This window comes from Streptomyces sp. NPDC049915, from assembly GCF_040656475.1.
In the GTDB taxonomy this organism is placed as follows: Bacteria; Actinomycetota; Actinomycetes; order Streptomycetales; family Streptomycetaceae; genus Streptomyces.
Window position 1 is genome coordinate 133,934 of record NZ_JBFAMH010000005.1, and the last position, 23,061, is coordinate 156,994.

Genomic DNA, 23,061 nt, shown 5'->3' on the forward strand with positions numbered 1-23,061 from the left:
CCCGTGTGGTGGCGGGCCGTCAGCGGCGGCGGACCAAGGGGAACGGCAGGGTGTCCCGGATGGTCAGGCCGGTCAGGAACATCACCAGGCGGTCCACTCCGATGCCGAGACCGCCCGTCGGGGGCATCGCGTACTCCAGGGCGTCCAGGAAGTCCTCGTCGAGTTCCATCGCCTCCGGGTCGCCGCCCACGGCCAGCAGGGACTGCTCGGTGAGGCGGCGGCGCTGTTCGACCGGGTCGGTCAGCTCCGAGTAGGCGGTGCCCAGTTCGGTGCCGAAGGCGACCAGGTCCCAGCGTTCGGCCAGGCGCGGGTCGGTGCGGTGCCGGCGGGTGAGCGGGGAGACCTCGGTCGGGAAGTCCTTGTAGAACGTGGGCAGCTCGGTGCGCTCCTCCACCAGCCGCTCGTACATCTCCAGGACGACGTCACCGCGCCCGTCGTCCTGGGTGTAGGGCACTCCGGCCCGGTCGCACAGCAGGTGCAGCCGGGCCAGTTCGGTGTCCGCGTCGATCTCCTCACCGAGGGCCTGGGAGATCGCGCCGTACACCGTCTTCACCGGCCAGCGCCCCGAGATGTCGTACTCCCGGCCGTCCTTGCGGGCCACGGGCGAGCCCAACGCCGCCGTGGCCGCGCCCTGGATCAGTTCGCGCACCAGGTCGAGCATCACGTCGTAGTCGGCGTACGCCTGGTAGGCCTCCAGCATCGTGAACTCGGGGTTGTGCTTGTAGGAGACGCCCTCGTTGCGGAAGGTGCGTCCGAGTTCGAAGACCTTCTCCATGCCGCCCACGCACAGCCGTTTCAGATACAGCTCAGGGGCGATGCGCAGGTACAGGTCGAGGTCGTAGGCGTTGATGTGGGTGGTGAAGGGGCGGGCGTTGGCGCCGCCGTGGATCTGCTGCAGCATCGGTGTCTCGACCTCGAGGAAGCCGCGCTCCAGCAGGCCCTGGCGCAGGGCCTGGACGGCGGTGGAGCGGGCCCGGACGACGTCGCGGGCGGCGGGGCTGGTGACCAGGTCGAGGTAGCGCATGCGCACCTTGGCCTCGGGGTCGGCCAGGCCCCGGCGTTTGTCGGGCAGCGGGCGCAGGCACTTGCCGGTGAGCTGCCAGGAGGTGACGAAGACGGTCGGTTCGCCCTTGTCGCTGACGCCGGCCCGGCCGGTGGCGACGATGTGGTCGCCGATGTCGGTGCCGGTGCGGAAGCGGGCCAGGGCGGCCCCCGCCCCCTCGCGGGTCAGCGCCAGTTGGTGGTCGCCGGACCAGTCGCGCAGCACGACGAAGACGATCCCGCCGAAGTCGCGCACCAGCATGATCCGCCCGGCGACGGTCACGTCCTGCCCCTCGCGGACCTCGGCGAGGGTGTGGGTGCGGGCCGGGACGCCGACCGGGTAGGGGTCGGTGCCGTCGGCGCGCAGCCGGTCCAGGGTGCGGTGGCGGATGCGGACCTGCTCGGGCAGGCCCGCGTCCGCACCGCCGGACCCGGTCTCGCCCCCTCCGTCGAGACCGAGCGCCGCGAGCGGCGGCAGACCCTCGGTGGTCACGGGCCGCCGCACCCCCCTCGGATGCGCCTTGCCCCACAGCTTGCGCAGCGACGGTACGGCGACGAAGCCCTCGGCGATGCCGGAGGCCAGGCCGATGCGGGCGAGGGCGGCGGCGTCGCCGTAGCACAGGAAGCGCGGGTACCACTCGGGGTGGTACTTGGCGTTGGAGCGGTACAGGGCCTCCAGCTGCCACCAGCGGGAGAAGAACAGCAGCAGGCGCCGCCACAGCCGCAGGACCGGTCCGGCGCCGATGCGGGCGCCCTCCTCGAAGACCGAGCGGAAGACGGCGAAGTTGAGGGAGATGCGCCGCACGCCCAGCTTCGGCGCGGCCGCGCACAGCTCGGCGACCATGAACTCCATGATGCCGTTGGGGGCGGCGGCGCGGTCGCGGCGCATCAGGTCCAGCGACACGCCGTCGCGGCCCCACGGCACGAAGGAGAGCAGGGCGAGCAGCCGGCCGTCCGCACCGAACGCCTCCACCAGCAGGCAGTCACCGTCGGCGCTGTCGCCGAGGCGGTCCAGGGCCATGGAGAAGCCACGCTCGGTCTCGGTGTCGCGCCAGGCGTCCGCCTTGCCGACGATCTCCTCCATCTCGGCGTCGGTGAGCGCTTCGTGGCGGCGGATACGGCACGTGGCGCCGGTGCGACGGACCCGGTGCACGGCCTGCCGGGTGACCCGCATGTCGCGGCCGTTCAGGTCGAAGGAGGACACGTGCACGATGGCCTCGTCGCCCAGCTGCAGCGCGCCGAGCCCGGCCCGGGCGTGGGCGGTCGCGCCGTCCTCGGAGGCGCCCATCACCGCGGGCGCCCACGCGTGCCGGCGGGCCACGTCCAGCCAGGCGGCGATGGCGTGCGGCCAGGCCTCGCGGTCGCCGACGGGGTCGCCGCTGGCCAGGCACACCCCGGCCTCGACGCGGTAGGTGACGGCGGCCTTGCCGCTGGGCGAGAAGACGACGGCCTTGTCGCGCCGGGTGGCGAAGTAGCCGAGGGAGTCCTGCTCGCCGTAGCGGCCGAGCAGGGCCCGGATGCGTTCCTCCTCGTCGTCGTGGAGGGCGGCTTCGAGGCGCTGGGAGCGGAAGAGGGTGGCGGCGGCGTTCAGCAGGGCGAGCGCGCCGAAGAGGCCGAGCAGGAAGTGCAGGGCGGGAGGAGGGCGGCCCCCGAAGGAGCCGGCCGAGACGAGGCCGCCGAGGACCCGGTTGGCGGCCCAGGACAGCCGCTGGCCGTGCGGCAGGGTGCCGGGGAACAGCTCGACCAGGCCCCAGCCGGCGAGGATCGCCACGGCGAGCCCGCCCAGCAGGACGGCGACGGCGCGGCGCAGCGCCCCGCGCCGGGAGGCGGCCCAGAACTCGCGGCGGGCGACGACGAGCAGCACCAGCGCGAGGGCGCACACCACGAGGGACGGCACGGACTGGGCGTAGAGGCCGACGGCGACTCCGAGGGCGTCGGTGAGGACGACCAGGCCGAGGTAGACGACCACCAGCCACCAGGCGACCTTCTTGCGGGCGGCGGTGGCGGCGGCGAGCAGGAACAGGAAGACCGCGTAGGCGAGGTTGGCGCTGAGGGGGACCAGCAGGAGGTCCAGGAAGCGCACGACCGGGCGCAGCAGGCGGCGCAGCGGTGCGATGAGCGCCAGCAGGGCGCACAGCAGGCCGAGGGCGCCGAAGAAGGTCGCGAAGCCTTCGGGCACCCGGCTGAGGAAGCGGCTCCCGGCGGGTCGTAGGGACCCCGGGGCGTCGCGGCCCCGGGCGGCCTGCGCGGTGGCACTCATGCATCCGACTGTAGGAAGGCCGCGGCATGTCCGCCCGTCGAGCCGTCCCGGCCGGTCGGCGCAGCGGCGGCCTCCGATAGCCTCGGCGCGTGACGGAACAGCACTCTCACCAGTTCGACTCCCACCAGTTCGAACGAGGTACTGACGGGCCGAAGGTCATCGTGGCCGGGGTGGACGGCTCCGACTCCTCGCTGCGCGCCGCGGCCTACGCCGGTGGCCTGGCCAGGCGGCAGCACGCGCTGCTGGCCGTGGTCTACGTGCAGCCGGTGCTGGCGGCGGGCGCGGCGCTCGGCGCGCCGGTCGCGGAGACCACCGACGAGATCGCCGAGGACCTGGTCGCGCAGATCCGGGAGGCGGCCGAGCGGGTCAAGGGGATATTCGACGTGCGCTGGGAGTTCCACACCTTCCGCGGCGACCCCTACAACGGCCTGGTGAAGGCGGCGGACGAACTGAAGGCGGACGCGGTGGTGGTGGGCGCCTCCGAGCAGGCCGGCCACCGGATCATCGGCTCGGTGGCCGTCCGGCTGGTGAAGGCGGGACGGTGGCCGGTGACGGTGGTGCCGTAGGTCCCGCCGTTCGGATCAGGCCGCCGGCAGTACGGCGATGCCCAGCGGGCGGCGGCCCGCGGGCAGCCGGGTCACCGTGCCGGTGGCCGTGTTGACGACGCTGACGCCGTTCCAGTGGCCGTCGCGGGTGAACCCGCCGGTGACGTGGGCGGTGCGGCCGTCGGCGGAGAGGGCGACGGTCTCGTGCGGGCCGTCCAGCGCGATGACGCGTTCGGTGCCGCTCGGCGTGCGGACGGTCAGTGACGGGCCGGCGTCCCGCGCCGGGTCGATGGGGCCGGTGCCGACGGCGTAGAGGGTGCCGTCCGCGGCGACGGTGACGCCGTGCTGGTGGGTGTCGGCGGTCATGCGCTCGACGCGGACCCGGCCGGTGGCGGGGTCGAAGACCGCGAGCCGCTCGCCCTCGAAGGGCAGCAGCAGAAAGCCGTCGGAGGGGCGTACGGCGGTGTAGTGCGGTTTGAGCCAGGAGCCGAGGGCGCCCGCGGTGCCGTGGGGGGCGACCTCGATACGGCGCGTGGCGCGCGTGCGGGTGTCCACGACGGTGACGTCGAAGGAGTCGTGGCCGGTGACGTAGACCTGGCGGCCGTCGCGGGAGACGTCGACGTCGAAGGGGCGGCGGCCGACGGGGACGCTCGCGACGATCTTCGCCTCGCGGGTGTCGATCACCTCCAGGACCCGTCGCCGCCGGGCACGTTGACGCCGACGTACACGCACGTGCCGTCCGGGGACAGGGCGATGCCCATGCCGCCCCGGTACTCGCCCGTGGTCACCGGGCCGGTGCCGGTGGCGTACGGGATCAGCGCGGTGCGTGTGCGGGTGACGGTGTCCACGGCGGCCACGCCCTCCGCGGTCGCCACCCGGGCGGTGCCGCGGGCGTCGACCGCGACGCCGTAGGGGGCGGTGCCGACCGTGACCGAGCCGAGGGTGCGGCGGCGGGCGGGGGCGACGAAGGTGACGGTGTCGGCGCCGAAGTCGGTGAGGAGCAGGGTCTCACCCGGGATCGGGCCAGCGGGTGCGGGCGCGAAGGTCGCCGGGACAGAGGGAGTTGCGGCTGGGGGGGAGAGGGCTGGTCGTGCAGCCGGTGAGGACGGCCACGGCGGTGGCGAGCGAGCCGGCGGCGGTGGCGCGGTGGTTCACCACCGCCCGCCTGCCGCCTGCCGCCTGCCGCCTGCCGCCTGCCGCCTGCCGCCTGCCGCCTGCCGCCTGCCGCCTGCCGCCTGCCGCCTGCCGCCTGCCGCAGCATCGCCGCGATGCCCGTGAAGCCGCGGCGTTCGGCATGGGCGAGGGCCGTCACGCCGCCGCCGTCGGGCAGCGCCGGGTCGGCGCCCGCGGCGAGCAGGGTCTCGACGACCTCCTGGTGGACGCGGCCGCCGTCGCCGAGGATGACGGCCTCCAGCAGGGCCGTCCAGCCCAGCCGGTTGACGTGGTCGACGTCGATGTCGGTCTCGGCGAGCACGGCGCGGACGTAGTCGACGTGGCCGCGTTCGCTCGCCGGGATGACGGACACGCCGCCGAAGCGGTTGGTGCGCGTCGGGTCCGGGCCGCCGGGCAGCAGCGCGCGCATCATGGCCACGCTGCCGGTGACGCCGGTGACCAGCCACGGGCTGTCCTGCTGGTCGTCCTGCGCGTCGACGTCGGCGCCGGCGGCGACCAGGACGCGGGCCGTCTCGACGCGGTCGGCGAGCGCGGCGCGCAGCAGCGGGGTGCAGCCGGCCTCGTCGCGGGTCTCCAGGCGTGCGCCGCGGGCGAGGGCGGCCCGGACGGCGTCGGCGTCGCCGCGCTCGGCGGCGTCCAGCAGGGCGAGGTCGGCTGTGGACGGTTCCTCATGAACCACGAGGCGGAGCATGACGTGACTCCTCCACAGAGCGGTGACGGGGGTCAGGACGGCGCTCAGGCGGATGCGCCGGCGGTGCGTGGCCGAGGGAAGGGCGCGCACCGCCGGTTCGCGAGCGCCGCGCCGGGTCGGGGTGGCGCTCACGCGGGTGGTCCGATCGGTCAGCGGCCGTTGCTGATCGCGTCGACGCCGGCCTGCGCGAACTTCTCTTCCAGGTCGCCGGGGGGAGCGCCCGCGACGCCGATGCCCGCGATCGGCGCGCTGTTGTACGCGACCGGCGCGCCGCCCGCGAGGAACAGCGTGCCGGGGATGTCCTTCAGGTGGGGGGCCTTCTCCAGGCGCTGGGCGAGCTGAGAGGTGGGCGCGTTCCAGGAGACGGCGGTGAACGCCTTCCTGACGGCGGAGTCGTAGGACTGCGGACCGGCGCCGTCGCCGCGCAGGGTGACCACGGTGTTGCCGTTGCGGTCGACGACGGCGACGGTGACCCGCTGGCCGTCCTGCTCGGCGGCGTCCAGGGCGGCCCGGGCGGCGTCGGTGGCCGCGTCGATCGTCAGGTGGGTGCTGGTCGTGGTGGTCCTGCCCTTGAGGGCGGCGGGCGCGGCGGCCGGGGTGTCGGCGGAGGCGGAGACCGCGCCGACCACACCGGCGCCGACGGCGGCGAGGAGGGCGGCCGAGGTGACGGCCTTGGCGCGGGTGGAGAACTTCTTGGCCTTGTGCTGCATGCCGGACGACTCCCTGTCGTGTCGCGTCAGCGCGGACCGCGGCGTGGTGCCGGGTCCCGCTCAGCGCTCCGTGCGCTGTGCCTCCAGCCTCCGCCGGGAGCGGGCCCGTCACGGTCGGCGTCCCGGCTCGTCCTGGCGCACGCATCGGGTGACTACGGGGTCGTCCGATCGGACGACCCCCGCCGCGGGCCGGGGTGGTCCGTCCTCGTGCGTGGCGTCTTCCCAGGACGGGTGGGCTGGGCCATCATGATCCGCCGTCAGCCGTTTGCCGATCGTGAAGAGGTGAGGCGCATGGCCGGGCTCAAGATGGGTGAGGGCATTCTCCGTCGCAAACCGATCGAGCAGATCGACGAGACGGAAGTCGAGGAGGGCACGCGGCTGGATCGGTCGCTGGGCCTCGTGCAGCTGACCGCGATCGGCGTGGGCGGCATCATCGGCGCCGGCATCTTCACGCTGGCCGGCACGGTGGCCAACGGCACGGCCGGTCCGGCGGTGCTGATCTCCTTCCTCATCGCCGGTGTGGCGAGCGCGTGCGCGGCGCTGTCGTACGCCGAGTTCGCCGGGCTGATCCCGAAGGCGGGCTCGGCGTACACGTACGGCTACGCGGTGCTCGGGGAGTTCGCGGGCTGGTTCATCGGCTGGGACCTGCTGCTGGAGTACACCGCGATCGTGGCGGTGGTGGCCATCGGCATCTCGGGCTACTTCAGCTTCCTCGTGGAGGAGATGGGGGCGAACCTGCCGCACTGGATGCTGGGCGCCCCCGGCACCGGCTCCGGCCACAAGGTCGACCTCTTCGCGGCCGTGCTGTGCCTGCTGATCGCCTGGCTGCTGAACCTGGGCATCCGCAGCGCGGCCCGCTTCGAGACCGTCGTGGTGGTGCTGAAGGTGCTGGTGGTGCTGCTGGTCATCGGCGTGGGCGTCTTCCACATCACCTCGTCGAACTACCACCCGTTCTTCCCGTTCGGCGTCAGCGGCGCGTTCACGGGTGCGGCGACGGTGTTCTTCGCGGTGTTCGGCTACGACGCCATGTCGACGGCGGCCGAGGAGTCCAAGGACGCCCAGCAGCACATGCCGAAGGCGATCATCTACTCGCTGGTGATCTCGATGGTGCTGTACGTGGCGGCCTGTCTGGTGCTGACCGGCATGCAGAACTACAAGGACATCGACCCCAAGAGCGGCTTCTCCACCGCCTTCAAGTCGGTGGGCCTGGACCGCCTCGCGGACGTGATCGCGGTGGGCGCGATCATCGGCATCCTCACGGTGATGTTCACGTTCATGCTGGGCGTGACCCGCGTGTGGTTCTCCATGTCCCGTGACGGCCTGCTGCCCGCCTGGTTCGCGAAGACGCACCCGACGCGCCATGTGCCGACCCGCGTGACGTGGATCGTCGGGGTGGCGTCGGCCGCCATCGCCGGGTTCGTCCCGATCGGCTCGGCGGCCGAACTGACCAACATCGGCATCCTGCTGGCGTTCGTGGTGGTGTGCACGGCGGTGATCGTGCTGCGCTACCGGCGTCCGGAACTGCAGCGCACCTTCCGTACGCCGTGGATGCCGGTCGTGCCGGCGCTGGGTGTCGTCTTCTCGATCTGGCTGATCACGTTCCTGATGTGGGAGACCTGGGTGCGGTTCGCCGTGTGGTTCCTGATCGGCTGCGTGGTCTACTTCGGCTACTCCTACAAGCGCTCGGCGCTGGCGCGCCAGGACGCTACAGGGAGCGCAGAAAGCCGGTGAGCAGCGCGAGGTAGGCCTCGGGCCGTTCCCTGTTCGGGTAGTGGGCGGTGCCGTCGCCCGTGGCGGCCCGCCCGTCGCGCACCGTTGCGACCAGCCGGTTTGCCATGCCCAGGTGGTCGGACCTGCCGCACCGCAACGGCCCGATGGCCGTGCCGCAGATGGGCCAGGCCCAGTCGCTCAGCCGCCAGTTCGTGCAGCGGATGGTGAACGACGCCGCCGCGCGCGGCCTGGTCGAGTCCATCCCGAACCCCGCACACCAGCGGTCCTCGCTGATCCGGCTGACCGCCGACGGATCAGCCGCGATCACCGCCGTCCTGACCCGGGAGCGCGCCCTGCTGCGCCAGGTCGGCGGTGATCTCACCGAGGCCGACGTCACGGCCTGCCTGCGGGTGCTCGGCGAGATGCTGACGGTGTTCGACGACGGGGACGTCAACTGACTGGGGACGTCAACTGACTGCCGCGGGGCGGCCGTAAGCCCTCGGAGTGCGCCGGACGCCTAGTGCCCCATCACCAGCCCGTCCTTCGCGGCGCCCCGGCTGAGGACCACCTGGCGGATGCGGTCGCGGACCGCGCGCAGCTCGGCGCCGTCGGCGAGGGCGCGGTTGAGGTCCACCACCCGCCCCGCGTCCACGTCGAACAGCAGCGGCACGAACTCGGCCCTCGCCACCTCCCAGCGGCCGCCCGGCCGCTTCGGCGGCACGAAGGTGAAGCGGCCGAGGGTGGACTGGTTGCCGCGCTGGTCCTCGACGCCGTTGTCGTCGTACATCTCGCCGGCGACCTCGTCGCCCATGCCGTACACCACCCAGGTGCCGTTGACCTTCTCGTAGGCCTGCGGGACATGGGCGTGGGTGCCGAGGATCAGGTCGATGTCGGGGCGGCCGCCGTCGCGGGAGGCGGTCAGCCGGCGGGCCAGGTCGAGCTGCCGGCCGTCGGGGGCGTCCTGCCACGGGGTGCCCCAGTGCAGGGAGACCACCACCACGTCGGCACCGGCCTTGCGGGCGGCCCGGGCGTCCGCGATGATCTTGCCCTGGTCGATGAGGCCGACGGCCCACGGCTGCCCGGGCGGCATCGCGAAGTCGCCGGTGCCGTAGGTGTAGGCGAGGTGGGCCACCTTCGCCGGACCGGCGCGCAGCAGGGTCACGGAGTTCGCCTCCGCCACGGTGCGCGCCGAGCCCGCGTGCTTGACGCCCGTCCGGTCGAGGGCCTCGAGGGTGCGCCGGACGCCGTCGGCGCCGTCGTCGAGGCTGTGGTCGGAGGCGGTGGAGCAGCTGTCGTAGCCGGTGGCGGCGAGGCCGTCGGCGATCTCGGGCGGGGACTTGAAGACGGGACGGCCCGTGTAGTCGCCGTTCGCTCCGTAGGGCGTCGCCATGTGGCACAGCGCCAGGGCGGCCGGCGCGATCAGGGGCCTGGCGCCGGCGAGCATGGGCCGGAAGTCGTAGCCGGTGCCGCCGGAGTCGAAGCGCGCCCGTTCGATGACGGAGGTGTGCGGCAGGACCTCCCCGGAGGCGACCAGCGTGAAGCCGCGCGCACCGGCCGGCGGGGCCGGGCGCCCCGCCTGCGCGCGGCGGTCGGCCTGACAGGCGGCCCCGGCGGCGAGTACGGCCGTCAGGGCCAGTGCCAGCAGTCGTCTGCGTGTGTGTGCGCGTACGATCATCAGTCACCCCAGCCTGGTCACATTTCCCTACGAATAGGTATGAGGGGGGCGGGCGCCGCAAACGGTTCGGGCGCCCCTTTGACCCGTCCGGTGTCCGCCGACGGGAGAGGACCGACCGTTCGCCGTACCGTTCACCGACGCGATCGACCGCCCGCCGCACAGGCGTGTACGCGCCCTGTCCGCGACCGGCGCCCTGCGGTGCCATACCGCCATGACGGCCGGAAACACCCTCACCACCCGGACGACGACCGCCGAGCACGAACTCGCCGCGTTGCAGCGCGAGCACGGCCGGCCGCTGTTCGCGCTGCTGCTGCGGCTGTGCGACGGCGACCGGCAGCGGGCCGAGGATCTCGTGCAGGAGACCCTGCTGCGGGCCTGGCAGCACCCCGAGGCGCTGCACGCCGACTCCTTCGACTCGGTACGGCCCTGGCTGATGACCGTGGCACGGCGGCTGGCCATCGACGCGCGCCGGGCCCGGCAGGCGCGGCCGGCGGAGGTGTGCGACGAGGTGCTGGAACAGGGGCATGTGCCGATGTGCGCGGATCACGCGGAGAGGGCCGCCGCGACGCTCGATCTGCGGGAGGCTGTGAAGACACTCACGCCGCGCCACCGTGACGTACTGGTCCTCGTGTACCTCCGCGGGGCCAGTGTGGCGGAAGCAGCGACGGAGCTGGGCATCCCGCCCGGTACCGTGAAGTCGCGCGCGTTCTACGCGCTGCGCGCCCTGCGTCGGGAGCTTCCGGGATATGCGGCGGACCTGCGCTGAAACCGGCCACCGGGTCAAGGCTTCGCAAAGCGCCTTGCTGCCGACCATGGTTGAGTAATCGGCTGTCTTCATCCGTGTTCCGGACGGGGGCCCGCACCGGGCGACGCGCGACACCGGAGGAAGGCAGGAAGGGATGCTGCACAGAGGTCACCAGGGCACGGACGGTGCCGACGGCGGGGAACTCGTCGTACCCATGGCCTGGTTGTACGCCGAGTACATCGCGGACGAGCTGCTGCGCACCGGCGATCTGATGCCGCCGACGTCGTTCGAGTTCCGCGCCGGGCGCGATGCGCTCGCCCTGACCATCTTCCTGTCCGACACCGAGGGCGAGCTGTCCGGCATCCGGGTCGTGACCCAGCTGGAGACCTGGCTGTCGCTGACGGCGTACGACCAGCCGTGGCAGGACTGGGTGCGCGAGCGGATGGCGGCGCTGAGCACGGAGGGCTCCGCGGGGCCGGACCTTGCGCTGGCGCGGGCGGCGTGGCGCTGGCTGGAGGAGACCGAGCTGCTGGCACCCGACCTGAACGCGGTACCCGGCGGTCCCGGGGCCCTCGGCGAGGACGACGGCCCGAAGGTATGGACCCCGGCCTGGCAGCTGGGGCTGCCGCTGGGCCATCTGGCGATCCACCTCTTCTGACACGTCCGCCTGCGCGTCCGGGCCGGCCCGATGCCCGTCACGGGGGGCCCGCCATGCCGACCCCCGGCGGGTCGGTCTCCCTGACGGTTCAGGGCGCGCGGGCCTTGCGGTACCGGCCCGCCCCGCCGGGTCCGGCGATCGGCCGGTTCGCCGCGCCCGCTCGGTCGGCACCCGGTGGCCACCCCGCACCGGCCTTGGTGCCGAGTCGCCGCAGGCAGGCCTGCCTGCCCACGCCCCTACGAGCCGCCCCCGCCTTCCTCCTCCGGACGACCGTGTCGGCGGTGCGCCGGAGCCCGGCCGCCCCGCCGTCGATCCCCGGGCTTCCGCGCGTCGTGACGGGCCCGGAATTTTCTTCGTCCCGGACCAATCCGGGGACCGGCCCGCTCCGAATCCTGTACGCCTCTTTCCGTGCGTGGCTTGAGTCAATCGGTGCCGTGGTCCGTACCGATGGGTGCAAGGAGTGACACCACCCCCACCCAACGGCACGAGGATTCGCATGAGGTCCCTGGAACGGCATCGCGACGTCGCCGCTTACTCGCTCGGCGTGCTGGACGAGGCGGAAGCCTTCCGCTTCGAGGACCACCTCATGGAGTGCGCCGGCTGCTCGGCGCAGGTGACCGAATTCGGGCCGGTGACGCGTCAGTTGCTGCTGTACCGGCGGGCCACACCACGCTTCGTGCACCCGGCGTCGGCACCCGGCCCGCGGCTGCTGGACCGGCTGCTCGCCGAGGTCGGCAGGCGCCGGCGGACCGCACGCCGACGCCTGCTCTACGCCGTCGCCGCCGCCGTCGTCGCCGTGGTCACCGGACCGGCGGTGGCCGTGCTGGCGACCGGCGGCGAGCAGCAGGCTCCTCTCGCCGCCACCGACCCGCGCTCCGGGGTGTGGGCGCAGGTCACGACGCACGACGCCGACTGGGGCAGCCAGGTGCAGCTGAAGGTCAGGGACACGGCCGGCACCCGCTCCTGCCGCCTGGTCGTGATCGGCCGCGACGGCTCCGAGCAGACGGTCAGCACCTGGAGCGCCCCCGGCGCCGGCGGGCGCACGGCCACGATGGAGGGCAGCGCCGCCTTCCACCCCGACCAGATCGCCCGCTACGAGGTCCGCACGACGGACGGCCACCCTCTGATCAGCCTGCGCCCGCACTAGGCCCGGCTTGTCCGATCTGCCGGCCGGACGCTAAGCCCGCACCTCTCCCCCCGGCTCCGGGACGTACGCGGTCGGCCGGGCGTAGGACAGGATCCCGGTGAGCACGATCCGCAGGACCTCGCGCAGCTCGATGTGGAGCGGCACCCGCGGCTCCGGGCTCTGGGACCAGCGGTAGAGCAGGCCCAGGTAGGAGTCCCGCAGGATGTTGCCGACCCGCAGGGGGTCGATGTCGACGGCGATCTCGCCGCGCCTCCTGCCCGCCTCGACGACGGTGGCGAACACATGCCCGGCGTAGGGCTCCTCGAGCAGCGGCCGCCCCGCCTTCACCCACGCCTGGAGCATGGCGGCGGTGACGTCCCGCTCCGTCTCGTTGAACTCGGCGAGCGCCAGCATGCAGCGTTCCAGGTGCACGGTGACCCCGTCGTCCCGGGCGAGCATGGACTCCTCCATGCACTCCTCCAGACGCCGTCGGCGCGCTTCCGCCCAGGCTGTGACCAGGTCTTCCTTGCGCTGGAAGTAGTTGAAGAAGGTCCCGCGGGCGACGTCCGCGCGCTCGGCGATCTGGTCGATCGTGGTGCGGTCGTAGCCCTGCTCGGCGAACAGGGACAGCGCGGAGGTGTAGATACGGTCCTTTATGCGCTGCTTGCTGCGTTCACGACGCCCGAGGGGGGCTGGCTCAGCACTCATGTGTTCCTCGCTTCTCACGGCTCTGTGAGATCCCCCGGCCTCGAAATTTATACCACAGTACATGGATGGATCCTGGGCTGTCGGCCGCCCCGGTCCCGCACCCGCTCACCGGCCCGCCACACCGTCGAGCGCGGCGGTGCCGAAGGCGGTGGTCCCGGGCGCGGCAAGGGAGGCGGCGATCTCCCCGACCGGCTCGGATCCGAGCAGGCGCCGGGCGGTGACGTCCACGCCGAGGGACCGGTTCAGCCGCACCCTCAGCTCCGTGGCCAGCAGGGAGTCCAGCCCGAAGCTGCGCAGCGGGCGGCGCGGGTCCAGCCGCGAGGCCGAGATGCCCAGGACGGTCGCCGCGTGCCGCAGCACGTCCGTGTGCTGGACCGGCCCCTCCGGCGCCTGCGGGGGTGCCACTGCCGCGAGGCCGGTGTGGGCGTGCCGGGCTCGGGGCGGACGCACCGGCTCGTGCGGTCGTACGCCCCGGTGCGGCCGTACGCTGCCGGTGGCTGCCGTCCGGGACGCGGCGGAGTGCGCGGGCGCGCCGGAGACGACGTCGGCGGCCTGCGCCGGCACCGTCGCCGCGCCTTCGTCCTGGGACGGGAGCGGGCGGAGCCGTATACCGAGGAACTCGGCCATCGGATGCCCGTCCGGGGCGAGCAGCCGTACGTCGCAGTGGGCCTCGCCGGCCCGGGGGCCGGGTACGCAGCGGGCCAGTGCCCAGTGGTCCGCGGCCAGGGCACCGGGGTCGGCGATGTGGACCCGGCCGAAGGACACCGGCCCGAAGGCGCCGGACGGGGCCGCGGACGCCGCCGCGGGCCAGGTCGCCGCCATCGTGACCAGCGCCGCCTCCAGGGCCGCGGCGGTGGCGGTGCCGGGGGTGGGACCGGACCTGCCGTGCATCCGCGCGACGCACTCGCCCTCGTCGAGCCACACCTGGGCCGCCGTACGCAGCGCGTCGTCGACCGCCAGGCCGCGTGCCCGGGTACGGCGGTAGAACTCGCCTGCGGGCACGTACTCCCCGCACCGGGTCAGCGCGTCGTCGAGGAGTTCACGGCCCTGCCACCGCTCGTCTTCGCCGTCCGGCGCCGTGTCGCTCGCCGTGCTGAGCCGTCCGCTCAGCAGGACGTCACCGTCCCGGTGCCCGCCCTCCGTGTGCGCGGCGGTGACGGTGAAGGCGAACGCGTCCTGCCCGGGCAGGGCCGTGAGGTCGACCCGAACGGCGGCGTTCCCCTCCCGCTCCAGGTCCAGGGGCCGACCGCCGAACTCGATGTCGCTCAGCACCCCGCTCCGGCCCCCGGTGGCGTCCCGGGCGGCCAGGCGCACCGCCTCCAGGTACAGCACGGCGGGCACCGCGGCCGTGCCCCGGCTGCGCACGCCGCCTCCCATGGCCGGCAGCCCCAGGCCGAGCAGGGCGAACTCACGGCTGTGGCGGGCGGCCGGTGCGGTGGCCGGTTCGCGGCGGAACTGCTCCACGTCCCAGGCGTACACAGGAAGCGGCACCCAGGGTTCCGGACGCCGGTCACCGGTCCCGTAGCAGCGGTCCCAGTCGACGCGGCCCCCGCAGGCGAAGATCCGGCCCAGTGCGCGCAGCAGGTTCTCCGGCTCGGTCTGCCGTCGTTTGAGCGTCGCCACGACGGACGGTGTCTCGCCCTGTTCCTCCAGCGTGGCGGTGACGGCCTGGGTCAGCAGGGGGTGGGGGCTGATCTCGACGAAGACGGTCTCGTCCGCCTCGGCGGCCTCGCGGACGGCGTCCACGAAACGCACCGGTTCGCGGAGGTTGTCCGCCCAGTAGGCGGCGTCGAGGCGGGCGCCGTCGACGGGTGCGCAGCGGACGGTGGACAGCAACTGCGTCTCGCCGGCCTGCGGGCCGAGGTCGGCGAGGGCCGTGAGCAGGTCCTCCCGCAGCTCGTCCATCAACGGGGAGTGGGACGCCACGTTGACCTTCACCGGGCGGCAGAAGACACCGTCACCCTCCAGCCGGGCGGCGATGCTCCGCAGCGCCTCGGCGTCGCCGGCGAGGACGGTGGAGCGGGGCGCGTTGCGTGCGGCCACACAGACGGCGCCGCCGTGGGATGCCGCGGCGGCGGCGGCCGCTTCCGCGTCGAGTTCCACGACGAGCATCGCCCCGCGTCCGGCCGACCGGGACATCAGGCGGCTGCGCCGGCAGATCACCGCCGCCGCGTCGCGCACCGAGAGCGCGCCCGTCGTCCGGGCAGCGGCCACCTCACCCATGCTGTGCCCGATGCACAGGCCGGGCTCGGCGCCCTTGGCGCGCAGCGCCGCGGCGAGGGAGACCTGTACCGCCCACAGCAGCGGCTGCACCACGGCCACGTCGTCCCAGGACTCGGCCTCGTCCGCGGTGTCGTCGCCGTCGCCGGTCAGGGTCCCGATCACCGACCAGCCCAGTTCCGCGCGGACGGCGGCGTCGCACTCGGTCAGGGCGTGGCGGAAGTCCGCGTCCTGCTCGAGCAGCCGGCGCCCCATGCCCTTCCACTGCGCGCCCTGGCCCGGGAAGACGAAGGCGATCCGGCGGTCCTGGTGGAAGGGGGCCGCGCCGAGACCGCCGTCCGCGCTCTCCTCGCCGCGCGCGAGTGCACGCAAGGTGGCGGCCATCTCGTCGTGGGTGGTGGCGATCGCCCACAGACGGTGGGGGTGCGTGTCGCGGCGGGTGGCGGCGGCACGGCAGAGCGCGGACAGGCGGTGGGCGCGCCCCTGCCCGCCCGGTTCCAGGTGGGTGGCGTAGCGCTCCGCCAGGCGGTGCAGGGAGGCGGGAGTGCGGGCGCTGAGGACCAGCAACTGCGGTGCGTCGCCGTCCGCTTCGCCCGCCGGGCGGTCCGCCCAGGACGCCGCCTCACCGGCTGGTCGCGGGTGACTCCCCACGATCACCTGGGCGTTGGTGCCCGACAGCCCGAAGGAGGACACGCCGAGCAGGGCGTCCGGGCCGGCCGGCTCCAGCGGGGTGTTGCGGCCGACGGCCTCCAGCGGCACGTCCGGCTCGGCGAGGACCGGGTGGGGCGAACGCTGGTGAAGGGAGGCGGGGATCAGGCCGTGGCGGGCGATCAGTACGGTCTTGATCAGGCCGGCGATTCCGGCGGCGGCCTCGGCGTGGCCGATGTTGGTCTTCACCGAGCCGACGCGCAGCGGGCGGTCGGCCGTCGGGTCCTCGCGCAGTACGTCCGCCAGGGTGCGCAGCTCGACCTCGTCGCCGACCCTGGTGCCGGTGCCGTGGGCCTCCACGTAGTCGAGCCGTCCGGGAGTGATGCCCGCACTGCGGCAGGCCGCGCGCACCATGTGGGCCTGGCCCGGTACGGCGGGCTGGAGCAGCAGTCCGCTGCCCGCGCCGTCGTTGGTCACCGCGCTGCCGCGCAGCACGGCCAGCACTGGGTCGCCGTCGCGCAGGGCGTCGTCGAGCCGCTTGAGCAGGACGGCACCGACGCCCTCGCTGCGGACGAATCCGTCACCTGAGGCGTCGGCGAACTTGCAGAGGCCGTCGGGGGCGAGCATGCCTCCCTGCGAGTAGGTGACGGCGTCGTCGGCGGACAGGATCGCGTTCACCCCCGCGGCGACGGCCAGGTCGCTCTCGCCGCACAGCAGGCTCTGCCGGGCCAGGTGCACCGCCACCAGGGACGACGAACAGGCGGTGTCGACCACGAGGCTGGGCCCGCGCAGGTCGAGGGCGAACGACACCCGTCCCGCGGTGACCGCGCGCAGCCGGGCACCCGCCATGCCGTGCACGTCCAGGGGCAGGTCGCCGGCCTGTTCGCCGTAGTCCGCGGTCGCCTGCCCCACGAACACTCCGGTGGCGCTGCCGGCCAGGGACGACGGGCGGATCCCGGCCTCCTCCAGCGCCTCCCACACGACGTGCAGCAGGAGTCGCTGCTGCGGGTCCATGGCGAGCGCCTCGCGGGGGGCGATGCCGAAGAAGGCGGCGTCGAAGCCGTACAGGTCGTCGAGGAACCCGCCGTGCCGGGAGACCGTGCGTCCCGGCGTCCCCGGGTGGGGCGCGTAGTGGGGCCGGATGTCGAACCTGTCCTCGGGTACCGGCGTGACGGCGTCGGTGTTGTCCACCAGGAGCCGCCAGAACTCCTCCACACCGTTCGCTCCCGGGAATCGGCATCCCATTCCGATGACCGCTACCTGTGCTGCGCCGCTCACGCGACCCCCCTCGTATTGCCTTAGGTCTGGCGTCCAAAGATAGACCCCAGGCTAACAATGACCTCGACCGGCGGAGGTGACGACGACGCGACGGGCAGGCTACGGCCGTGTGATCCAGGGATGGAGAGGGGATAAAACAGCCGTAGAGAAGACTTCTTGACGGTGCATCAGTGTGCCATGCACCCAGATCCACGCTACTGTGGGGTCAAAGGTGACCTCGAGTACATCAATAAACTGGTACACATGGTCAGGTGTGACGTCCGGTCACCGGCGAAGGAGGAATGACCCATGATCGCCAGAGTGCTCGGACCGCTCCGGGTGACCGTGAACGGCACCTCGGTGGTCCCGACGGCGGTGAAGGCGAGGAAGCTGATGGCGATGCTCGTCCTCAACCGGGGGCGGGTCGTGCAGCGTGCCACGATCGAGCGGGAGCTGTGGGACCTGGACGCGCCGAGAAGCGCCTCCACCGGGATCCAGAACTGCGTGATGTGGATCCGCAAGGGCATCGGCTGCGCCGAACAGGGCGACCCGGGCCGCGCCGCCCGGCAGACGCTGATCACTGAGCCCACCGGCTACCGCCTGGAGGTGCCGGGAGACCAGTTCGACGTGGTCCGCCATCAGCGGCTCGTGGCCCAGGCCGGCGCCGCCGAGGCACGCGGGGACCTGGCCGAAGCCTCCGCCCTGCTGAACGCCGCGCTGAACCTGTGGCGCGACGCCCCGCTCGCCGACGTACCGGCGGGCCCGGTGCTGCGGGCCCACGTCCGCCGCCTGGAGGAGGACCGCAAGGCGGTGCTGGCCCAGCGCCTCGCCCTGGATCTGCGGCTGCACCGGTACGCGGAGGTCGTCGGCGAACTCCACGCGCTGGTCTCCCTCGACCCGTACGACGAGGTGCTCCACGAGTACCTGATGCTCGCCCTGTACCTCTCGGGCCGTCGCAACGACGCGCTCACCGCCTACCAGCAGGCGCGCACCGCGCTCGCCGACGGCGTGGGCCTGGAGCCTTCGCACCGGCTGCGCGGCCTGCAGGAACGGATCCTGGCCAGCGACGAGGCTCCGGCCGCCGCCCTGCCGGGGTGGCCGGGCCTCGTACCGGAGCCGGTCAGAGTCTGAGGGATCAGAGCGTGAGGGAGCAGTCCGCGCGATGACCGGACCGCTGGAGGGACACGGTGAGTTCCTCCAGCACGACCGCCTGACCGGAGGCCGTGAAGGGGAAGAAGTGGCCGCCCTCGGCCGTCCGCGACCGGAACGGACCGCTGGTCAGGCCCGCCCACAGCGGCAGTGCGGCGAGCGGGACGAGCGGGTCCCCCTCGCCCGCCAGCGCGGTCAGCGGTACGCCGGCACACACCGCGTCCACCGCGAGCAGGGCCTCCTGGGTCAGCGCCAGGTCATGGGCGAGCGCCCGGCGCGCCGGGGAGAGGGAGGCGTCGTCCAGGGCGTCGGCGGCCAGCCCGTGCAGTGCCAGGACGCCCGCCAGGCCCGCGGGGGTGCCGAGGAGAGCGGGCCGCGGAAAGGCGCGGCGACCCGGCAGCGAGCAGGAGACCACCAGCCCGTCGCAGCGCACCTCACCCGCGATGAGCACGGCCAGCAGCCCGCCCAGACTGTGGCCGTAGAAGAGCGTGGGCCCAGCGGCGGGCGTCCGCAGCTCCGCCGCGATGCCGGCGACGGCGTGCGCGAGCGTGGTGCGGGGCGCCAGGCCGGCCCGCCGCTCACGCCCGGGGAGGGTGACGCCGACGATCTCGGCCTGCGCCGGGAGCGGCGCCAGCACCTCCCGGTAGCGGCGGGCGCCTCCTCCCGCGTGCGGAAAGACGACGACGCGTGGCCCGGGCCCCGCCACGGGACGCAGGACTTCCGTCCAGCGCAGCGGGTCGTCCGCCGGGGTGCCGGGTGCCCTTCCGTCTCCGTCGCCGGCTCCGGCGGCCGTGGCGATGCCCGGGTACGGGGGCGTGGGCGGCGTACGGGTCACAGACCCATGCCCAGGCCGCCGCTGACGGGGAGGACCGCGCCGGTGATGTAACCGGCCTCCTCACCGGCGAGGAAGCGGATCGCGGCGACCACGTCGTCCACCGTGCCGGGCCGGCCGAGCGGGGTCATGCGCATGACGTCGCTCATGCGCCGTTCGGACAGCGTCGCGGTCATGTCCGTGGTGATGATGCCCGGCGCGACCACGTTCACCGTGATCCCGCGGTCCCCGAGCTCCCAGGCCAGGGAGCGGGCGAGGCCCGGCAGGGCCGCCTTGGATGCGGCGTAGTTGGTCTGGCCGGGCGAGCCGAGGAAACCCAGCACCGAGGAGACGAGGACGATCCGTCCGCGCCGGGCGGGCAGCATGCTGCGCACCGCGGCCCGGACCGCGGCGAACGCCCCGGTGAGGTTGGTGCGCAGCACGTCGTCGAAGTCCTCGTCCGTCATCCGCAGCATCGGCGTGTCCCGGGTGATGCCGGCGTTGGCGACCAGTACCTCCACGGGGCCGTGCTCGGCCTCCGCCTCCCGCAGGGCGCGTTCCAGCGCACCCGGTTCGGTGACGTCGGCCTTGACGCCGAGCACGCCGTCCGGCGGACTGCCCGTACGGTGGCTGACGGCGACCCTGTCGCCGTCGTCGGCGAAGGCCCGGGCGACGGCGTGGCCGATGCCGCGGTTGCCGCCGGTGACGAAGACCGAGCGGTTCATGGTTGTCTCCCTCGGGGTTCTGGGTTCTGAGTTCTGTTCTGGGGTCTGGGCTCTGGGTTCTGGAAGAGCGACGTCTCGGATGTCGCACACGAAGAGGGGACGCCGCGCGGGGATGCGGGCGTCTCGACGGCCCGGGCGGCCGCCCCGCCCCCGTGCGTGGGGGGGCGGCCGCCCGGCAGGGGTCAGGCCGCGGTGAAGACGAGCGCGGCGTTGTGGCCGCCGAAACCGAGCGACGTGCTCACCGCCACGTCCACCCGGGCCGTGCGGGGTTCGCCGCCGACCAGGTCCAGATCGAGGGCCGGGTCGGGGTTCTTCAGGTTGGCCGTGGGCGGGATCTGCCCGTGCTGCACGGCCAGCACCGTGTACGCGGCCTCGATCGCGCCGGCCGCGGCCAGGGCATGACCGGTGACACCCTTCGTGGAGGTCACCGCCGCCCCGCTGCCCACGACCCGCCCGAGCATGGTGCCCTCGACGAGGTCGTTCATCGGCGTGGCGGTGCCGTGCGCGTTGACGTGCCGCACTTCGGACGGGGCGACTCCGGCGTCCGCGAGCGCCGCCCGCAACGCTCGTTCGATGCCCTCGCCGTCGGGCCGGGGGGCCGTCGCGTGGTGCGCGTCGGAGGAGGCCGCGTAGCCGCTGACCAGCGAGCGGATCCGGGCGCCGCGGGCCCGCGCGTCGGCGGCCCGCTCCAGCACCAGGACACCCGCCGCCTCGGCGGCCACGAAGCCGTCGCGCTCCGCGTCGAACGGCTTGCCCGCGTGCTCAGGTGCCTGCCGGGACTTGGACAGGGCGCCCATCCGGCACAGTCCGGCCATCACCGTCGGGGTGAGGGCCGACTCACTGGCACCGGCCAGCACGATGTCGCAGGCGCCCGCGCGCAGCAGGTCCCGGGCCGTGCCGACGGCCGTGGCGCCCGACGCGCAGGCGGTGGCGGTGACCAGGCTGGGGCCGCGGGCGCCGCAGTCGATCGCCACGTACCCGGCGAGCATGTTCGGCATGTACCGGGTCACCAGCAACGGAGAGACCCGGGCCGGGCCGTCCTCGGAGAGTGCGCGGTACTGCTCCTCCAGCGTCGCCGCACCGCCCAGCGAGTTGCCGAGCACCACGCCGACACGGGTGCCGTCCCAGCGCTCGGGGTCCAGCCCGGCGTCCCGTACGGCCATGCGGGAGGCGACGAGCGCGAGCTGCACGAACCGCTCCAACTGCCAGGAGGCGAAACCGCCCAGCAGCTCCTGCGCGTCGAAGCCGGGCACCCGGCAGGAGAAGTCGGCCGACAGGTCGCCGAGGGAGTCGTCCCGGATGGCGCAGGAGCGGCCGGTGAGGAGCCGCTCCCAGTTCTCCTCGACGCCGATCCCTGCCGGGGTCACCAGGCCCAGGCCGGTGACGGCTATGGCGTCGGTGCCGCCCGCCATCAGAGCGAGGCTCCCTTGGCTACGAGGAGGTCGACGACGTCGTCGAGCGTGTGCTCCTCGGTGAGCTCGCCGTCCTCGATCCGGACGCCGAACTCCTTGTCCAGGACGAGTCCGAGCTCGATCAGGACCAGCGAGTCGAAGGACAGCTCGCCCAGGGTCACGCCGGGCGTGATCGCCTCGGGCCTGACCTTGAAGTGGCCCGACAGGAGTGCCGAGATGCGCTGCACGGTGGGCTGCATGGTGGGCTGCATGGTGGTGTGCTCCTGGATGTCCTGCATGGTGTGCTCCTGAGGGTGGGAGGGCGCCCCGGCCGGAAGCCGGCGGGCCGCCGTGTCGTGGGGTGCACCCGGATCGCCGTCCGGGCATGGGGGTCGACCGGGCATGGGGATCGACCGGACATGCGCGGGTCGACCGGGCATGCGGGAGTCGACTGGACATGCGGGAGTCGACCGGAGATGCGGGGGTCGGCCGGGGACGTCGTGCGGGACGTCCCCCGGGGCGTCAGGCCGGGACCACCTCCGGCCACACCAGGCCCACCGAACCCCAGGTCAGCCCGCCGCCGAAGCCGCCCAGCACGACCCGGTGGCCGGGGCGCAGGGTGCCGTCGGCGACGGCGTCGGCGAGGACGAGCGGGACGGACGCGGCGACCGTGTTGCCGACCCGTTCGATGTTGGACGGGAAGCGCTCGAGCGGTACCCCGACGCGCTCCGCGACCGCCGCGAGGATCCGGGCGTTGGCCTGGTGCAGGACGATCCGGTCGACGTCGGCGGGCGTCCCGCCCAGCACGGCGGCCGTCGCCTCCACGGACGCCGCCATGTGCCGTACGGCCTCGGCGAAGACGGGACGGCCCTCCATCGTGAAGTAGGTGGCCGCCTCCTCGGCGGGCAGGCCGGTGGACCGCTGCCAGGAGCCGCCCGCGGCGACCTGGATGAGGTCGCTGCGGCTGCCGTCGCTGCCCAGGTGCAGTCCCAGCAGGGCGCCCGGCTCGTCCGGATCCCCCGCTCGCAGCACCACGGCGCCGGCCCCGTCGCCGAAAATGGCCCGGGTGGTGCGGTCGGCCGGGTCGAGGATGGTGGAGAACGTGTCCGCGCCGATGACCAGCACGGTCCGGGCGGCCCCGGACGCCACCAGGCCGGCGGACACGCCGAGGGCGTACACGAAGCCGGTGCACACCGCGGCGACGTCGAAGGCGCACACGCCGGTCAGCCCCAGCCTGCTCGCCACCTCGGGGGCGGTGGCCGGGCAGGGCCGGTCCGGGGTGCTGGTGGCGAGCACCACAGCGTCGGCGACGTCCGTCCCGGCGGACTTCAGTGCCCGCCGGCCGGCCTCGACCGCGAGATCACCGGTGGCCGTACCGGGGTCCACCACATGCCGGGAGGCGATCCCGGTACGGCTGCGGATCCACTCGTCGGAGGTGTCCAGCTGCCGGGCGAGCGCGTCGTTGGTGACCGCGGCCGGCGGCACCCAGGCCCCCAGCCCGGCCACCACCGCCGCGCGGCCGGTCCCGCTCATCCGGCCCCTCCGTCACCGCGACCCGGCCGGAGCCGGGTGCCGCCGGCCGTCCTCGGGCCGTCGCCTGTCATCGCCATCACTGCGCACTCCTTCTCGCTGCCTTGCCGTCGGCCGGCGTGCCCCGGAAGTCCCGGGTCCGGTCGGTGAGTTCACTGTGGCAACGGCAGCTCCGCTCCCGCTCACCACGGGCCCATGCGCCGCTCACGTCAGGGCGTGAGCGCCAAGTGAGCCGTGCGGGAGCAGCGGTTGCGAGCATGGTCGAGGCGCCCGGCGGCACACCGCCGA

At 73.8% G+C, this 23,061-nt stretch carries 17 protein-coding genes and 3 pseudogenes; 7 read left to right on the forward strand and 13 right to left on the reverse strand.

What is annotated here, in order from left to right; all coding sequences use genetic code 11:
- Positions 1-19: 19 nt before the first annotated feature.
- Positions 20-3,301: a bifunctional lysylphosphatidylglycerol synthetase/lysine--tRNA ligase LysX gene (gene lysX / locus AB0J12_RS10455; RefSeq protein WP_363263858.1), complete on the reverse strand. Its 3,282-nt coding sequence runs from the start codon at positions 3,299-3,301 to the stop codon at positions 20-22.
- 89 nt (positions 3,302-3,390) lie between these two features.
- Here lysX and AB0J12_RS10460 point away from each other — a divergent pair, with 89 nt between their 5' ends.
- Positions 3,391-3,867 carry a universal stress protein gene (locus AB0J12_RS10460; protein ID WP_363263859.1) on the forward strand — a complete coding sequence of 159 codons (477 nt, stop codon included), beginning with the start codon at positions 3,391-3,393 and terminating at the stop codon, positions 3,865-3,867.
- 15 nt (positions 3,868-3,882) lie between these two features.
- On the opposite strand, the pseudogene AB0J12_RS10465 reads toward AB0J12_RS10460, so the two are convergent.
- The 3 genes and pseudogenes from AB0J12_RS10465 to AB0J12_RS10475 form a co-directional block, all read right to left on the reverse strand.
- Positions 3,883-4,853: pseudogene (locus tag AB0J12_RS10465) on the reverse strand (YncE family protein); the annotation flags it as partial.
- A 236-nt stretch (positions 4,854-5,089) separates the two neighbouring features.
- Positions 5,090-5,710 (reverse strand): annotated as a pseudogene (locus tag AB0J12_RS10470) (ankyrin repeat domain-containing protein); the annotation flags it as partial.
- A 149-nt stretch (positions 5,711-5,859) separates the two neighbouring features.
- Positions 5,860-6,420: a heme-binding protein gene (locus tag AB0J12_RS10475; RefSeq protein WP_363263860.1), complete on the reverse strand. Its 561-nt coding sequence runs from the start codon at positions 6,418-6,420 to the stop codon at positions 5,860-5,862.
- A gap of 291 nt (positions 6,421-6,711) precedes the next feature.
- Here AB0J12_RS10475 and AB0J12_RS10480 point away from each other — a divergent pair, with 291 nt between their 5' ends.
- Positions 6,712-8,151, forward strand: coding sequence for an amino acid permease (locus tag AB0J12_RS10480; RefSeq protein WP_363263861.1), 1,440 nt, complete (start codon positions 6,712-6,714; stop codon positions 8,149-8,151).
- Here the strand turns inward: AB0J12_RS10480 and AB0J12_RS10485 are convergent.
- Complete coding sequence (locus AB0J12_RS10485) at positions 8,126-8,257, reverse strand: hypothetical protein (protein ID WP_363263862.1); 132 nt, start codon at positions 8,255-8,257, stop codon at positions 8,126-8,128. The two genes, AB0J12_RS10480 and AB0J12_RS10485, sit on opposite strands and share 26 nt — an antisense overlap.
- A gap of 25 nt (positions 8,258-8,282) precedes the next feature.
- Here AB0J12_RS10485 and AB0J12_RS10490 point away from each other — a divergent pair.
- Positions 8,283-8,588, forward strand: a pseudogene (locus AB0J12_RS10490) (MarR family winged helix-turn-helix transcriptional regulator); the annotation flags it as partial.
- Positions 8,589-8,647: 59 nt separating this feature from the next.
- Here AB0J12_RS10490 and AB0J12_RS10495 read toward each other — a convergent pair.
- Positions 8,648-9,805 (reverse strand): CapA family protein, encoded by a 1,158-nt coding sequence (locus AB0J12_RS10495; RefSeq protein ID WP_363263863.1) that lies wholly within the window; start codon positions 9,803-9,805, stop codon positions 8,648-8,650.
- A gap of 211 nt (positions 9,806-10,016) precedes the next feature.
- Here AB0J12_RS10495 and AB0J12_RS10500 point away from each other — a divergent pair, with 211 nt between their 5' ends.
- The 3 genes from AB0J12_RS10500 to AB0J12_RS10510 all read left to right on the forward strand — a co-directional run bounded on the left by AB0J12_RS10500 (position 10,017) and on the right by AB0J12_RS10510 (position 12,355).
- Positions 10,017-10,571: a sigma-70 family RNA polymerase sigma factor gene (locus AB0J12_RS10500; RefSeq protein WP_363263864.1), complete on the forward strand. Its 555-nt coding sequence runs from the start codon at positions 10,017-10,019 to the stop codon at positions 10,569-10,571.
- Between the two features lie 133 nt (positions 10,572-10,704).
- A complete protein-coding gene (locus AB0J12_RS10505) occupies positions 10,705-11,208 on the forward strand; it encodes a hypothetical protein (RefSeq protein ID WP_363263865.1) in 504 nt (167 codons plus the stop codon).
- A gap of 496 nt (positions 11,209-11,704) precedes the next feature.
- Entirely contained in the window at positions 11,705-12,355 is a 651-nt protein-coding gene (locus AB0J12_RS10510) for a zf-HC2 domain-containing protein (RefSeq protein WP_363263866.1), read from the forward strand.
- A 30-nt stretch (positions 12,356-12,385) separates the two neighbouring features.
- Here the strand turns inward: AB0J12_RS10510 and AB0J12_RS10515 are convergent, their stop codons facing one another.
- A complete protein-coding gene (locus tag AB0J12_RS10515; RefSeq protein ID WP_363263867.1) occupies positions 12,386-13,042 on the reverse strand; it encodes a TetR/AcrR family transcriptional regulator in 657 nt (218 codons plus the stop codon).
- A 105-nt stretch (positions 13,043-13,147) separates the two neighbouring features.
- Positions 13,148-17,188 carry a beta-ketoacyl synthase N-terminal-like domain-containing protein gene (locus tag AB0J12_RS10520; RefSeq protein WP_363263868.1) on the reverse strand — a complete coding sequence of 1,347 codons (4,041 nt, stop codon included), beginning with the start codon at positions 17,186-17,188 and terminating at the stop codon, positions 13,148-13,150.
- Between the two features lie 288 nt (positions 17,189-17,476).
- Between AB0J12_RS10520 and AB0J12_RS10525 the strand changes: the two genes are divergently transcribed.
- Positions 17,477-18,298, forward strand: coding sequence for an AfsR/SARP family transcriptional regulator (locus AB0J12_RS10525; RefSeq protein WP_363263869.1), 822 nt, complete (start codon positions 17,477-17,479; stop codon positions 18,296-18,298).
- A 4-nt stretch (positions 18,299-18,302) separates the two neighbouring features.
- Here the strand turns inward: AB0J12_RS10525 and AB0J12_RS10530 are convergent, their stop codons facing one another.
- The 5 genes from AB0J12_RS10530 to AB0J12_RS10550 form a co-directional block, all read right to left on the reverse strand.
- Positions 18,303-19,151, reverse strand: a complete 849-nt coding sequence (locus tag AB0J12_RS10530) for a thioesterase domain-containing protein (protein WP_363263870.1) — start codon at positions 19,149-19,151, stop codon at positions 18,303-18,305.
- Positions 19,148-19,852, reverse strand: a complete 705-nt coding sequence (fabG, locus tag AB0J12_RS10535) for a 3-oxoacyl-ACP reductase FabG (RefSeq protein WP_363263871.1) — start codon at positions 19,850-19,852, stop codon at positions 19,148-19,150. The genes AB0J12_RS10530 and fabG overlap by 4 nt, the downstream gene beginning before the upstream one ends.
- A 182-nt stretch (positions 19,853-20,034) precedes the next feature.
- Positions 20,035-21,264, reverse strand: a complete 1,230-nt coding sequence (locus tag AB0J12_RS10540) for a beta-ketoacyl-[acyl-carrier-protein] synthase family protein (protein ID WP_363263872.1) — start codon at positions 21,262-21,264, stop codon at positions 20,035-20,037.
- Positions 21,264-21,542, reverse strand: a complete 279-nt coding sequence (locus AB0J12_RS10545) for an acyl carrier protein (RefSeq protein WP_363263873.1) — start codon at positions 21,540-21,542, stop codon at positions 21,264-21,266. The genes AB0J12_RS10540 and AB0J12_RS10545 overlap by 1 nt, the downstream gene beginning before the upstream one ends.
- A gap of 223 nt (positions 21,543-21,765) precedes the next feature.
- Positions 21,766-22,776 (reverse strand): beta-ketoacyl-ACP synthase III, encoded by a 1,011-nt coding sequence (locus tag AB0J12_RS10550; RefSeq protein WP_363263874.1) that lies wholly within the window; start codon positions 22,774-22,776, stop codon positions 21,766-21,768.
- Between the last annotated feature and the right edge of the window lie 285 nt (positions 22,777-23,061).